Here is a 13714-nt window from a genome sequence, read left to right on the forward strand (position 1 = left end):
GCTTGCCCGCGTCAGGGCCGGTAGCAGCACTGAAAGATCAGCCCTTGCGCACCCGCAAACTGCGCCACAACGCCGCCACCATCAACACGCTCACCAATGCCCAGCCCCAGGCCTGCTGGTTTTGCAAACCTTCGCGATACAACTGCGGCGCAATGCCGGCACCGACGATGAAGGTCAGCAGGGCAATCTCTCGACGTGGCACGCTCACCGGACGGCACAGGTAAACCAGCGCCGGCAGGATGAACGCGACACTCGGGAAGCTGCGATAACGCGGATCCAGCACCAGCTCCAGCATCATCACCGCCGCCGCAAAACCTGCCACTGCCAGCAACCAGCCCGCCCTACGTTCCAGCGCAGCGAAGGCTTGCCCACGCCAGCCCGTGCGAGCGCTCAATGTCAGCGCTGCATGCGCCAGCACCAACAGATTCAACGCCGTCAGCAGGGCGACCCACAACCATTCACTGGTAAATCGCGTGGTAACCCGCGCCAAATCGCCCCATGCACCAATCGAACAGGCTGCCAGCGCGCCCAGAAGCGGCAGAACCAATGCCGCGCGGGTGTTGCGTACGCGTCCGCCAAGGATCAGTGTACCGAGGAAGATCACGCCACCCACCACCAGCCACTGCGACCAGTACGGCACGTTCGACACTGGCCCCGCCAGCACGCCCTTGTCCTGACGATCGGCATCGAACAGCCCCCAGTAACCACCGACCGCCCCTTCACTGGCGCGTTTCCAGGGTTGGTCGAAGGCTTCGATCAGGTTGTAGTGCCAGCCTTCTTGCTCGGCCATGATCACAAAGTTGCGAATGAACTTGGCCTCATTGACTCGGCTTGGGAGGGCGGTTTCGCGCTGACGGCCTTCGCTTGGCCAGCCGGTTTCGCCGATCATCACGTCTTTGGGTGCGAATTTGTTGCCGAACACCTGACGCACTTCGCGAACATGCTGCAGCGCGGCGTCGATGTTCGAAGGCTCATCCTCCCAGTAGGGCAGCAGGTGGATGGTCAGGAAGTCCACTGCGGGGGCGATTTCCGGGTGTTTGAGCCAGAACTCCCAGACGTCGGCATAAGTGACAGGCTGCTTGACCTGACTTTTGACCTTGCCGATCAGCCTGGCCAGCTGAGCGCCGGTGATTTCCTTGCGCAATAGAGTCTCGTTGCCGACGATCACCGACGTCACCACGTCCTGGTTGGCGTTGGCGGAGGCAATCAGCAGGTCGACTTCTTTCTCGGTGTCCACCGGATTGCTGTTGACCCAGGCGCCAATCATCAGCTTCAGGCCATGCTTTCGCGCCAGATCGGGCAGTGCCTCGAGGCCGGTCATGGAATAGGTGCGGATGCATTCGAAGCGGGTGGCCAGCAAGGCGAGGTCGGCGTCCATGCGCTCGGGGCGCAACTTGAATGGCTGATCGAACGGCGATTGGTCTTTGTCGAATGGGGTGTAGGAGGCGCATTGCAGCTTGTGCGTTGCGCTGGCCACGTCCGGCAGACTCACCGGTTTGCCGAGTCCGTACCAAAAACCGCCAAGGGCAAAAAGCCCCAGCAGGCAGGCGAATAAATATGCAAAAAAAGGAAAGCGTGATGTCGCGGGCATGGTCAGGCCGTCTGGGAGCAAAGCCGCGCATGTTACCTGCAATTGCCCCGCGCTTGGTGGCCTGCATGATTTTGACATGCAAAGTTCGGGCGGATCGGCGGGAGCGCTGAAGGTGGTCGTGATTAATGGCGTTCTGATGTCGTTTCTCGATGCCTTGAGGTCGCTGACAGCACAGGTTCCGGTTGGCGTCAGGTTGATTATCGAGGCGTCAGTTCCCTTGTTGATAAATCGCGCTGATGATCGAACGAGTTTGCGGTGGGCGTGATGGGGGCGCTGTGCACCATAACAATACGTTGACGCGACTCGGCATCCGTCGAGCGCAGCACTTTCGGGGAAGTAACGATGAAGATGCGACGACTTTTAGGCGCAGGTGCCGCTCTGGTACTTGCGATTGGCTCCACATTCGCCAATGCCGAGAGCAAGACCCTGAGCATCGGTTACGTTGATGGCTGGTCCGACAGCGTAGCGACCACCCATGTGGCCGCCGAAGTGATCAAGCAGAAGCTGGGTTATGACGTGAAGCTGCAAGCCGTCGCGACCGGGATCATGTGGCAGGGCGTGGCGACAGGCAAACTCGACGCCATGCTGTCGGCCTGGTTGCCGGTGACTCACGGTGATTACTGGGCCAAGAACAAAGACCAGGTCGTCGATTACGGCCCGAACTTCAAGGACGCGAAAATCGGTCTGATCGTGCCGGAGTACGTCAAGGCCAAGTCGCTTGAAGATCTGAAAACAGACGATAGCTTCAAGAAACGCATCGTCGGCATCGACGCCGGTTCGGGCGTGATGCTCAAGACCGAGCAGGCCATCAAGGACTACGACCTGACTGGCTATCAACTCAAGGCCAGTTCCGGCGCCGGCATGATTGCCGAGCTGACCCGCGCCGAGAAGAAAAACGAATCCATTGCCGTGACCGGTTGGGTACCGCACTGGATGTTCGCCAAGTGGAAACTGCGCTTCCTCGAAGACCCGAAAGGCGTGTATGGCGCGGCTGAAACCGTGAACAGCATCGGCAGCAAAGAGCTGGCAACCAAAGCACCGGAAGTGGCCAAGTTCCTGAAAAACTTCCAATGGTCTTCGAAAGACGAAATCGGCGAAGTCATGCTGGCCATTCAAGAAGGCGCCAAGCCTGAAGCGGCCGCGAAGGATTGGGTCGCCAAGCACCCGGAGCGCGTTGCAGACTGGATCAAATAATCTGAGCTGACGCGTTGGGTCAGCACCTCTGAAGGCCCCTTGGCACAAATGCCTGGGGGCCTTTTATTTTCTGCATGCTGGAAAATGGCGATTCTGTCATGTCGTTCTAATACTAAGGTCGTCTGGAACCTGCCCCGCAGCCGCATAGAGTGGATACCGTTCCACCAATAATCTGTGCTGCGAGGATAAAAACAATGAACGACAGCATTTACCTCTCGATTCAAAACAGCCCGCGCTTCAAGGAGCTGGTTAGTAAGCGAGAAAGGTTCGCCTGGATTCTTTCGGCGATCATGCTTGGGCTTTACTCCGGATTCATCCTTTTGATCGCTTACGGGCCGCATATTCTGGGCGCGAAGATCAGCCCTGAGTCATCGATAACCTGGGGCATACCGATCGGTGTCGGGCTGATTCTTTCGGCCTTCATCCTCACCGCGATCTACGTTCGACGCGCCAATGGCGAATTCGACGACCTGAACAATGCGATTCTCAAGGAGGCTCAGCAATGATCCGGCGTCTAATGGCTCTTTTGAGCATCGCAGCGTTCGCACCTGGCGCCTGGGCGGCTGAAGCCCTGACCGGTGCAGTGACCAAACAACCGCTGAACGTCGCCGCGATCCTGATGTTCGTGGCGTTTGTCGGCGCGACTTTGTATATCACCTACTGGGCTTCGAAGAAAAACAACTCGGCGGCCGACTACTATGCGGCCGGCGGCAAAATCACCGGTTTCCAGAACGGCCTGGCGATCGCCGGCGACTACATGTCCGCGGCGTCCTTCCTGGGTATTTCCGCCCTGGTGTTCACCTCCGGATACGACGGCCTGATCTACTCGATCGGCTTCCTGGTGGGCTGGCCGATCATTCTGTTCCTGATCGCCGAGCGCCTGCGTAACCTGGGTAAATACACTTTTGCCGACGTGGCGTCCTACCGCCTTGGGCAAACCCAGATTCGCTCGCTGTCCGCTTGCGGTTCGCTGGTGGTGGTGGCGTTCTACCTGATCGCGCAAATGGTCGGTGCCGGCAAGCTGATCCAGCTGCTGTTCGGTCTCGACTACCACGTTGCAGTGATCCTGGTCGGTATCCTGATGTGCATGTACGTGCTGTTCGGCGGCATGCTGGCGACCACTTGGGTGCAGATCATCAAGGCTGTGCTGTTGCTGTCCGGTGCCTCGTTCATGGCGCTGATGGTAATGAAGCACGTCAACTTCGACTTCAGTGCCCTGTTCTCCGAGGCAATCAAGGTTCACCCTAAAGGTGAGGCGATCATGAGCCCGGGCGGTCTGGTGAAAGATCCGGTCTCCGCGTTCTCCCTGGGCCTGGCGCTGATGTTCGGTACCGCTGGCCTGCCACACATCCTGATGCGCTTCTTCACCGTGAGTGATGCGAAAGAAGCTCGCAAGAGCGTGCTGTACGCAACCGGCTTCATTGGTTACTTCTACATCCTGACCTTCATCATCGGCTTCGGCGCGATCCTGCTGGTCAGCACCAACCCGGCTTTCAAAGATGCGGCTGGCGCGCTGTTGGGCGGCAACAACATGGCAGCGGTGCACCTGGCCAATGCGGTCGGTGGCAGTATTTTCCTGGGCTTCATCTCGGCGGTAGCGTTCGCGACCATTCTGGCAGTGGTTGCCGGTCTGACCCTGGCCGGTGCTTCGGCGGTGTCCCATGACCTGTATGCCAGCGTGATCAAGAAAGGCAAGGCGAACGAGAAGGACGAGATTCGTGTCTCGAAAATCACCACCATCGCACTGGCGGTGCTGGCGATCGGTCTGGGTATTCTGTTCGAAAGCCAGAACATCGCGTTCATGGTGGGCCTGGCGTTCTCCATCGCGGCGAGCTGCAACTTCCCGGTGCTGCTGCTTTCCATGTACTGGAAGAAGCTGACCACCCGCGGTGCGATGATCGGTGGCTGGCTGGGTCTGGTCAGTGCGGTAGGCTTGATGGTCCTCGGGCCAACCATCTGGGTGCAGATCCTGCATCACGAGAAGGCGATCTTCCCGTATGAATACCCGGCGTTGTTCTCGATGATCATTGCGTTTGTGGGGATCTGGTTCTTCTCGATCACTGACAAGTCGACGGCGGCTGACAATGAGCGGGCGTTGTTCTTCCCGCAGTTTGTTCGTTCGCAGACGGGTCTGGGGGCGAGTGGGGCGGTTTCGCACTAAGGTTTCGAGAGTGTTTGTGTAAGTTGGGTTGAACAGAAATGCCCCGGTCGAGAGATCGGGGCATTTTTCTGTGGGCGGTTATTGGACCCTTTGGGGCGATGGTCCCGACCGGTTTTTTTGAATATGTGCATATCCGTGTTTGGTGTAACGGCGCCTGCTAGTTTCGAGCTGACCTGACGGTTAGTTCGGTCAGGTGATCGCAGGTGAACACCAATGCCATGCCCAACGAAATTCCCACTGTGTGCGAGCCTGCTCGCGATGCCGGACTTCCATTCAACAATGATGTTGACTGGGACGACGCTATCGCGAGCAGGCTCGCTCCCACAGGGATTCATTACAAATCGAGAGTGTGTGCACAGTCGCTTGCCACCCCGGTCGGCCCGAAGGCCGTCGAGGTTTTGATTTTGATCTAAGGCGCCCCGTTAAACCACGCTGGCCGAACGCAGGTATTGCGCAGCGGCTAAACCGGCAAGGATGCCGGTTTAGCCGCGCTGGGCCAGGGATGGCCCATCGCGGCGACCCGCGGAGCAATGCCTGTGTTCGGGCACACCGAGCTCAAGCGAGGTGCCGAGTGGTGGGGCAAGAGCGCTTGGTTACTTGGCGCTTTTCCAAGTAACCCGCTGTAAAAGCGGAACCAATAGGCGCCGTTACCGCAGGAATGGATATGCACATCCACATCCACACATTCAAAGCGCACAAACAAAAACGGCCTCTATATAAGAGGCCGTTCTCGGTACAACTTTAAGACGTTATCGCAAGACAAGTCTTATTTGCGGTCTTCCAGCTTGGTGATATCACGCGACTCGTAGCCAGTGTACAGCTGGCGCGGACGGCCAATCTTGTACGGGCTGGAGAGCATTTCTTTCCAGTGGGAGATCCAGCCGACAGTCCGCGCCAGAGCGAAGATCACCGTGAACATGCTGGTTGGAATGCCGATCGCCTTGAGGATGATCCCCGAGTAGAAGTCGACGTTCGGGTACAGCGAGCGCTCGATGAAGTACGGATCGGTCAGGGCGATCTCTTCCAGGCGCATGGCCAGTTCGAGTTGCGGATCGTTGTTGATGCCCAGTTCCTTCAGCACTTCGTCGCAGGTCTGCTTCATCACGGTGGCGCGTGGGTCGCGGTTCTTGTAAACCCGGTGACCGAAGCCCATCAGCTTGAACGGATCGTTCTTGTCCTTGGCCTTGGCGATGTACTTGTCGATGTTCGAGACATCGCCAATTTCATCGAGCATGGTCAGAACAGCTTCGTTCGCGCCGCCGTGGGCAGGGCCCCACAGTGCAGCGATGCCAGCAGCGATACAGGCGAACGGGTTGGCACCCGAAGAACCGGCCAGGCGTACGGTGGAAGTCGATGCGTTTTGCTCGTGGTCGGCGTGGAGGATGAAGATCCGGTCCATGGCCTTGGCGAGTACCGGGCTGATCGGTTTGATCTCGCACGGGGTGTTGAACATCATGTGCAGGAAGTTTTCCGCGTACGTCAGGTCGTTGCGCGGGTACATCATGGGTTGCCCCATCGAGTACTTGTAAACCATCGCTGCCAGGGTCGGCATCTTGGCAACCAGGCGGATCGCGGAGATTTCGCGATGCTGCGGGTTATTGATGTCCAGGGAGTCGTGGTAGAAGGCCGAGAGGGCGCCGACTACGCCGCACATGACAGCCATCGGGTGGGCGTCGCGACGGAAGCCGTTGAAGAACGTCTTCAACTGCTCGTGAACCATGGTGTGGTTCTTCACGGTGCTGACGAACTGGGCCTTCTGTTCTGCGGTCGGCAATTCACCGTTGAGCAGCAGATAGCAGGTTTCCAGGTAGTCCGACTTTTCAGCCAGCTGTTCGATCGGGTAGCCGCGGTGCAGCAGAATGCCGTTGTCGCCGTCGATATAGGTGATCTTCGACTCGCAGGAAGCGGTCGACATGAAACCAGGGTCAAAGGTGAAACGGCCCGTGGCCGTCAGGCCCCGAACATCGATAACATCGGGACCAACGGTGCCGGTTAAAATGGGCAGCTCGACGGGGGCTGCGCCCTCGATGATCAACTGCGCTTTTTTGTCAGCCATGTGGCCTCCTATTTATGCTTGAAATCATCAGACAGACCCCCCACGCAGGGCCCGCACCACTATAGTGAGATAAATTCGAATGTCAATTTGCCTAAAGTCTTGCTCCAGAAGGCTTTAACCGGACTTTTTCCTCGAAATTGACTGCCATTTACGCCTTTTATGCAACTTGTGCAATGCGCTATTAGGGGAAGGGGAACGCGTTGTCATTAGTAGCCTAACTGTCTATACTCGGCCTCCGACCGCCAGGGGCTTTTGGGCCTGCTTTATTGGGGGTCGCACTCCCTGGGTGGTGGGTACCTGACCAGTGCACTCCCCAACAACTTTGCCCTGATTGTTAGGGGCTCTTCAGTGTGAAAAAAAGCCGTGAATAGCCAACGACCTGTAAACCTAGACCTAAGGACCATCAAACTCCCAGTCACTGCTTACACGTCCATTCTTCACCGAATCTCCGGTGTCATCCTCTTTGTCAGCCTGGCCATCATGCTTTATGCATTGGACAAGTCGCTCGACTCGGAAGAAGGCTTCGGTCAGGTGAAAGCGTGTCTGACCAGTCCGCTAGCCAAGCTAGTGATTTGGGGCATCCTGTCCGCCTTGCTGTATCACCTGGTTGCCGGTGTGCGCCATTTGATCATGGACATGGGCATCGGTGAGACGCTTGAAGGCGGCAAACTGGGCTCGAAAATCGTTATCGCCGTTTCCGTGGTGGTAATCGTTCTGGCAGGAGTTTGGATATGGTAACTAACGTCACGAACCTGTCGCGTTCGGGCCTCTATGACTGGATGGCACAACGTGTGTCTGCGGTCGTTCTCGCGGCTTACTTCATTTTCCTGATCGGATACGTGGTTGCCCATCCCGGCATCGGCTACGCCCAATGGCATGAACTGTTCGCAAACAACTGGATGCGTATTTTCAGTCTCCTGGCCCTCGTTGCCCTCGGCGCTCACGCCTGGGTCGGCATGTGGACCATCGCGACCGACTACTTGACGCCAATGGCGTTCGGCAAGTCCGCGACTGCGATACGTTTCCTCTTCCAGGCAGTATGCGGCGTTGCGATGTTCGCCTACTTCGTCTGGGGTGTGCAGATTCTTTGGGGTATCTGATTCATGTCTACTACTGTTAATACGCTTTCGTTCGACGCCATCATCATTGGCGGCGGCGGTGCCGGCATGCGCGCTGCGCTGCAGCTGGCACAGGGCGGTCACAAGACTGCCGTTGTCACCAAGGTTTTCCCGACTCGTTCGCACACTGTTTCAGCCCAGGGTGGCATCACCTGCGCCATCGCGTCCGCCGATCCAAACGATGACTGGCGCTGGCACATGTACGATACCGTCAAGGGTTCCGACTACATCGGTGACCAGGACGCTATCGAATACATGTGTTCCGTAGGCCCGGAAGCAGTCTTCGAGCTCGAGCACATGGGCTTGCCGTTCTCCCGTACCGAACAGGGTCGCATCTACCAGCGTCCGTTCGGCGGTCAGTCGAAAGACTTCGGTAAAGGTGGCCAGGCTGCCCGTACCTGCGCCGCTGCCGACCGTACCGGTCACGCATTGCTGCACACCCTGTATCAGGCCAACCTGAAGGCCGGCACCGTATTCCTCAACGAATATTACGGCGTCGATCTGGTGAAGAATGAAGATGGTGCCTTTGTCGGCATGATCGTCATCTGCATCGAAACCGGTGAAACCTCCTACGTTCGCGCAAACGCCACTGTACTGGCGACTGGTGGTGCGGGCCGTATCTACTCGTCCACCACCAATGCCCTGATCAACACCGGTGACGGCGTCGGCATGGCTCTGCGTGCTGGCGTGCCGGTACAAGACATTGAAATGTGGCAGTTCCACCCGACCGGTATCGCCGGCGCCGGTGTACTGGTAACAGAAGGCTGCCGCGGTGAAGGCGGCTACCTGATCAACAAGCACGGCGAGCGTTTCATGGAGCGTTATGCTCCGAACGCCAAAGACCTCGCCGGTCGTGACGTTGTTGCTCGCTCGATGGTTAAAGAAATCATCGCTGGCAACGGTTGCGGTCCCGATGGCGACCACGTAATGCTGAAACTCGATCACCTCGGTGAAGAAGTTCTGCACAGCCGTCTGCCAGGCATCATGGAACTGTCCAAGACCTTCGCTCACGTCGATCCTGCCGTTGCGCCGATCCCGGTCGTTCCAACCTGCCACTATATGATGGGCGGCGTTGCCACCAACATTCATGGTCAGGCAATCACTCAGGACGCTGACGGCGTTGATCAGATCATTCCTGGTCTGTTCGCGGTAGGTGAAGTGGCGTGCGTATCGGTTCACGGTGCCAACCGTCTGGGCGGCAACTCGCTGCTCGACCTCGTGGTGTTCGGCCGTGCCGCTGGCCTGTTCCTGGAGCAGACCCTGAAAGAAGGCGTTGATTACGCCCGTCCACGCCAGTCCGACATCGACGCTGCCCTGGCGCGTCTCGATGGCCTGAACTCGCGTACCGAAGGCGAAGACGTCGCCACTCTGCGTAAAGAGCTGCAAAGCTGCATGCAGAACTACTTCGGTGTATTCCGTACCGGTGAATACATGCAGAAGGGCATCGCTCAACTGGCTGATCTGCGTGGCCGTATCGCCAACGTCAAGATCAACGACAAGAGCCAGGCGTTCAACACTGCGCGTATCGAAGCGCTGGAACTGCAGAACCTGCTGGAAGTTGCTGAAGCCACCGCCATCGCTGCAGAGATCCGCAAAGAGTCCCGCGGTGCTCACGCCCGTGAAGACTACGAAGATCGCGATGACGAAAACTGGCTGTGCCACACCCTGTACTTCCCGGGTGACAAGCGCGTGACCAAGCGTGCTGTGAACTTCTCGCCGAAGACTGTTCCGACTTTTGAACCTAAGATTCGGACTTATTAAGGGTGGCCGCCATGTTGCAAGTCAGTGTTTATCGCTACAACCCTGATCAGGACGCTGCGCCGTTCATGCAGGAATTCCAGGTCGATACCGGTGGTAAAGATCTGATGGTGCTGGACGTGCTGGCCCTGATCAAAGAGCAGGACGAAGGTTTCTCCTATCGTCGCTCTTGCCGTGAAGGCGTTTGCGGTTCCGACGGCATGAACATCAACGGCAAAAACGGTCTGGCGTGCGTCACGCCGCTGTCTTCTGTCGTAAAAGGTAACAAGCTGATCGTTCGTCCGCTGCCAGGTTTGCCGGTTATCCGTGACCTGGTCGTCGATATGAGCATCTTCTACAAGCAATACGAGAAGGTTAAGCCATACCTGCAGAACGACACGCCGGCTCCGGCCATCGAGCGTCTGCAAACTCCGGAAGAGCGTGAAAAGCTCGACGGTCTGTACGAGTGCATCCTGTGCGCTTGCTGCTCGACCTCTTGCCCGTCCTTCTGGTGGAACCCGGACAAGTTCCTGGGTCCAGCTGCTCTGCTGCAAGCGTATCGCTTCCTGGCAGACAGCCGCGACACCAAGACTGCCGAGCGTCTGGCTTCGCTGGATGACCCGTTCAGCGTATTCCGCTGCCGCGGGATCATGAACTGCGTCAACGTCTGTCCGAAAGGCCTGAACCCGACTAAGGCCATCGGTCACGTGCGTAACATGCTGCTGCAAAGCGGCGTGTGATTCAGCTGTAACTGCAGGACCGCTGTACCCGTAGATGCTACGGCGCAGGCTTCAACCGGCGCCGTAGTTTTAACCTGGGCAGCAGCTTACAAGGCTGCGGCTCTTATTTTGAAGAAATGAGACAAGCAGGGGCATCCGGGCTGGTACCCGGACTATCAGCGTGATCCTAAGTGGCTTGTTTTGGTCGCTGCATTCGGACTTCTGCAAGTTTGCTCGGTGTCGACGCCGGTGGTGTTCCCCTAACCGAGGGTGACCAAGCATGCAAGAAAGCGTGATGCAGCGCATGTGGAACAGTGCCCACCTTTCAGGTGGAAACGCTGCCTATGTGGAAGAGCTTTATGAGCTCTACCTGCACGACCCTAACGCTGTGCCAGAAGAGTGGCGCACCTACTTTCAGAAGTTGCCTACTGACGGCAACTCTGCCACCGATGTTTCGCACTCCACAATTCGCGATCATTTCGTCTTGCTGGCAAAGAACCAGCGCCGCGCACAACCGGTTTCCGCCGGCAGCGTGAGCAGTGAGCACGAGAAGAAGCAAGTTGAAGTGCTGCGATTGATCCAGGCCTACCGTATGCGTGGCCACCAGGCAGCCCAGCTTGACCCGCTGGGGCTGTGGCAGCGTCCTGCACCTGCAGACCTGTCGATCAATCATTACGGCTTGACCAATGCCGATCTTGATACGACCTTCCGTGCCGGCGACCTGTTCATCGGCAAAGAGGAGGCGAGCCTACGCGAAATTCACGAAGCGTTGCAGCAGACATATTGCCGCACCATCGGCGCTGAATTCACGCACATCACCGATTCCGAGCAGCGCCAGTGGTTCCAGCAGCGTCTGGAAAGCGTGCGTGGTCGTCCGACGTACTCCGCCGACATCAAGAGCCACCTGCTCGAGCGCGTGACTGCCGGTGAAGGCCTGGAAAAATACCTGGGCACCAAATACCCGGGCACCAAGCGTTTCGGTCTGGAAGGCGGCGAGAGCCTGATTCCAATGCTCGACGAGCTGATCCAGCGTTCCGGTTCCTACGGCACCAAGGAAATCGTTATCGGCATGGCCCACCGTGGCCGTCTGAACGTGCTGGTCAACACCTTCGGCAAGAACCCGCGCGAGCTGTTCGACGAGTTCGAAGGCAAGAAGAAGGTTGAACTGGGTTCCGGTGACGTTAAATACCACCAGGGCTTCTCGTCCAACGTCATGACCACCGGTGGTGAAGTTCACCTGGCCATGGCGTTCAACCCGTCCCACCTGGAAATCGTATCTCCAGTGGTCGAGGGGTCCGTTCGCGCCCGTCAGGATCGTCGTAACGACCCTACCGGCGAGAAGGTTCTGCCGATTTCCATCCACGGTGACGCGGCGTTCGCCGGTCAGGGCGTGGTCATGGAAACCTTCCAGATGTCGCAGACCCGCGGTTTCAAGACCGGCGGCACCGTGCACATCGTGATCAACAACCAGGTCGGTTTCACCATCAGCAACCCGCTGGACTCGCGTTCCACCGAGTACGCGACCGACGTTGCGAAGATGATCCAGGCGCCGATCCTCCATGTGAATGGTGATGATCCGGAAGCCGTATTGTTCGTGACCCAGCTGGCCATCGACTACCGCATGCAGTTCAAGCGTGACGTGGTGATCGACCTGGTCTGCTACCGTCGTCGCGGCCACAACGAGGCCGACGAGCCAAGCGGCACCCAACCTCTGATGTATCAGCAGATCACCAAACAGCGCACCACCCGTGAGCTGTATGCCGATCGCCTGACTCAGAGCGGTGTGCTGGACGTTGAGCGTGTTCAGGCGAAAGTCGATGAATACCGCAACGCGCTGGACAACGGTCTGCATGTAGTAAAAAGCCTGGTCAAAGAGCCGAACAAAGAGTTGTTCGTGGACTGGCGACCGTATCTGGGCCACGCCTGGACTGCGCGTCACGACACGCGTTTCGATCTGAAAACCTTGCAGGAACTGTCTGCCAAGCTGCTGGAAATTCCGGAAGGCTTCGTGGTTCAGCGCCAGGTCTCGAAGATCTACGAAGACCGTCAGAAAATGCAAGCCGGCGGCCTGCCGATCAACTGGGGTTACGCCGAAACCATGGCGTACGCGACCCTGGCGTTCGAAGGTCACCCGATTCGCATGACGGGTCAGGACATCGGTCGCGGTACGTTCTCGCACCGTCACGCTGTCTTGCACAACCAGAAAGACGCGGGCACCTACATCCCGCTGCAAAACCTGTACAACGGCCAGCCACGTTTTGACCTGTACGATTCGTTCCTGTCCGAAGAAGCCGTGTTGGCGTTCGAATACGGTTACTCGACCACCACGCCTGAGGCGCTGGTGATCTGGGAAGCCCAGTTCGGCGACTTCGCCAACGGTGCCCAGGTGGTTATCGACCAGTTCATCACCAGTGGCGAGCACAAGTGGGGCCGTCTCTGCGGTCTGACCATGCTGCTGCCGCACGGTTATGAAGGTCAGGGTCCGGAGCACTCTTCGGCTCGTCTGGAGCGTTACCTGCAGCTGTGCGCCGAGCACAACATTCAGGTTGCCGTACCGACTACGCCGGCTCAGATCTACCACTTGCTGCGCCGTCAGGTGATTCGCCCGCTGCGCAAGCCGTTGATCGTCCTGACTCCGAAGTCGCTGCTGCGCCACAAACTGGCCATCTCGACGCTGGAAGATCTGGCGGAAGGTTCGTTCCAGACCGTTATCCCGGAAATCGATGCCCTGGACCCGAAAAAGGTCGAGCGCGTTGTTCTGTGTAGCGGCAAGGTCTACTACGACCTGCTGGAAAAACGCCGTGCCGAAGGTCGTGATGACATCGCCATCGTGCGTATCGAGCAACTGTACCCATTCCCTGAGGACGACTTGAAAGAAGTCCTGGCTCCTTACACCAACGTCAAAAATGCCGTCTGGTGCCAGGAAGAGCCGATGAACCAGGGTGCGTGGTACTGCAGCCAACACCACATGCGTCGCAGCATCAGCAATCTCAACAAGTCTCTCGTACTTGAGTACGCGGGCCGTGAGGCTTCTGCTGCACCTGCATGCGGTTACGCATCGATGCACGCTGAGCAGCAGGAAAAACTGCTGCAAGACGCCTTTACTGTTTAACGCCTCGCGCACCTGAAACCGAATTT

Annotated in this window: 11 protein-coding genes; 9 read left to right on the forward strand and 2 right to left on the reverse strand. The window is 57.9% G+C overall.

Annotated elements, in window-relative coordinates:
• Positions 1 to 37 precede the first annotated feature (37 nt).
• Positions 38 to 1633, reverse strand: a complete 1596-nt coding sequence (locus ACM6I5_RS04600; protein ID WP_414883281.1) for a beta (1-6) glucans synthase — start codon at positions 1631 to 1633, stop codon at positions 38 to 40.
• 300 nt (positions 1634 to 1933) lie between these two features.
• On the opposite strand from ACM6I5_RS04600, the gene ACM6I5_RS04605 reads away from it, so the two are divergent.
• From ACM6I5_RS04605 to ACM6I5_RS04620, 4 genes are all read left to right on the forward strand, one after another.
• Positions 1934 to 2785 carry a glycine betaine ABC transporter substrate-binding protein gene (locus ACM6I5_RS04605; protein WP_017337237.1) on the forward strand — a complete coding sequence of 284 codons (852 nt, stop codon included), beginning with the start codon at positions 1934 to 1936 and terminating at the stop codon, positions 2783 to 2785.
• Positions 2786 to 2979: 194 nt separating this feature from the next.
• Positions 2980 to 3291 carry a DUF485 domain-containing protein gene (locus ACM6I5_RS04610; RefSeq protein WP_017337238.1) on the forward strand — a complete coding sequence of 104 codons (312 nt, stop codon included), beginning with the start codon at positions 2980 to 2982 and terminating at the stop codon, positions 3289 to 3291.
• Positions 3288 to 4946: a cation acetate symporter gene (locus ACM6I5_RS04615; RefSeq protein WP_017337239.1), complete on the forward strand. Its 1659-nt coding sequence runs from the start codon at positions 3288 to 3290 to the stop codon at positions 4944 to 4946. The genes ACM6I5_RS04610 and ACM6I5_RS04615 overlap by 4 nt, the downstream gene beginning before the upstream one ends.
• A gap of 203 nt (positions 4947 to 5149) precedes the next feature.
• Positions 5150 to 5359 (forward strand): hypothetical protein, encoded by a 210-nt coding sequence (locus ACM6I5_RS04620; RefSeq protein WP_414883282.1) that lies wholly within the window; start codon positions 5150 to 5152, stop codon positions 5357 to 5359.
• Between the two features lie 353 nt (positions 5360 to 5712).
• Here the strand turns inward: ACM6I5_RS04620 and gltA are convergent, their stop codons facing one another.
• A complete protein-coding gene (gltA, locus tag ACM6I5_RS04625; RefSeq protein ID WP_017337241.1) occupies positions 5713 to 7002 on the reverse strand; it encodes a citrate synthase in 1290 nt (429 codons plus the stop codon).
• Between the two features lie 363 nt (positions 7003 to 7365).
• Here gltA and sdhC point away from each other — a divergent pair, with 363 nt between their 5' ends.
• The 5 genes from sdhC to ACM6I5_RS04650 all read left to right on the forward strand — a co-directional run bounded on the left by sdhC (position 7366) and on the right by ACM6I5_RS04650 (position 13688).
• The gene (sdhC, locus tag ACM6I5_RS04630; protein WP_017337242.1) at positions 7366 to 7740 is read left to right on the forward strand and encodes a succinate dehydrogenase, cytochrome b556 subunit; all 375 of its coding nucleotides are present in this window, start codon (positions 7366 to 7368) and stop codon (positions 7738 to 7740) included.
• Complete coding sequence (sdhD, locus tag ACM6I5_RS04635; protein WP_017337243.1) at positions 7734 to 8102, forward strand: succinate dehydrogenase, hydrophobic membrane anchor protein; 369 nt, start codon at positions 7734 to 7736, stop codon at positions 8100 to 8102. The genes sdhC and sdhD overlap by 7 nt, the downstream gene beginning before the upstream one ends.
• Before the next feature lie 3 nt (positions 8103 to 8105).
• Positions 8106 to 9881, forward strand: a complete 1776-nt coding sequence (gene sdhA / locus ACM6I5_RS04640; RefSeq protein ID WP_008032662.1) for a succinate dehydrogenase flavoprotein subunit — start codon at positions 8106 to 8108, stop codon at positions 9879 to 9881.
• An 11-nt stretch (positions 9882 to 9892) separates the two neighbouring features.
• Positions 9893 to 10597 (forward strand): succinate dehydrogenase iron-sulfur subunit, encoded by a 705-nt coding sequence (locus ACM6I5_RS04645; protein ID WP_010456852.1) that lies wholly within the window; start codon positions 9893 to 9895, stop codon positions 10595 to 10597.
• Positions 10598 to 10856: 259 nt separating this feature from the next.
• Positions 10857 to 13688 carry a 2-oxoglutarate dehydrogenase E1 component gene (locus ACM6I5_RS04650; RefSeq protein WP_414878541.1) on the forward strand — a complete coding sequence of 944 codons (2832 nt, stop codon included), beginning with the start codon at positions 10857 to 10859 and terminating at the stop codon, positions 13686 to 13688.
• Positions 13689 to 13714 lie beyond the last annotated feature (26 nt).

The organism is Pseudomonas sp. IT-P171 (assembly GCF_949767765.1).
Classification (GTDB): domain Bacteria; phylum Pseudomonadota; class Gammaproteobacteria; order Pseudomonadales; family Pseudomonadaceae; genus Aquipseudomonas; species Aquipseudomonas fluorescens_B.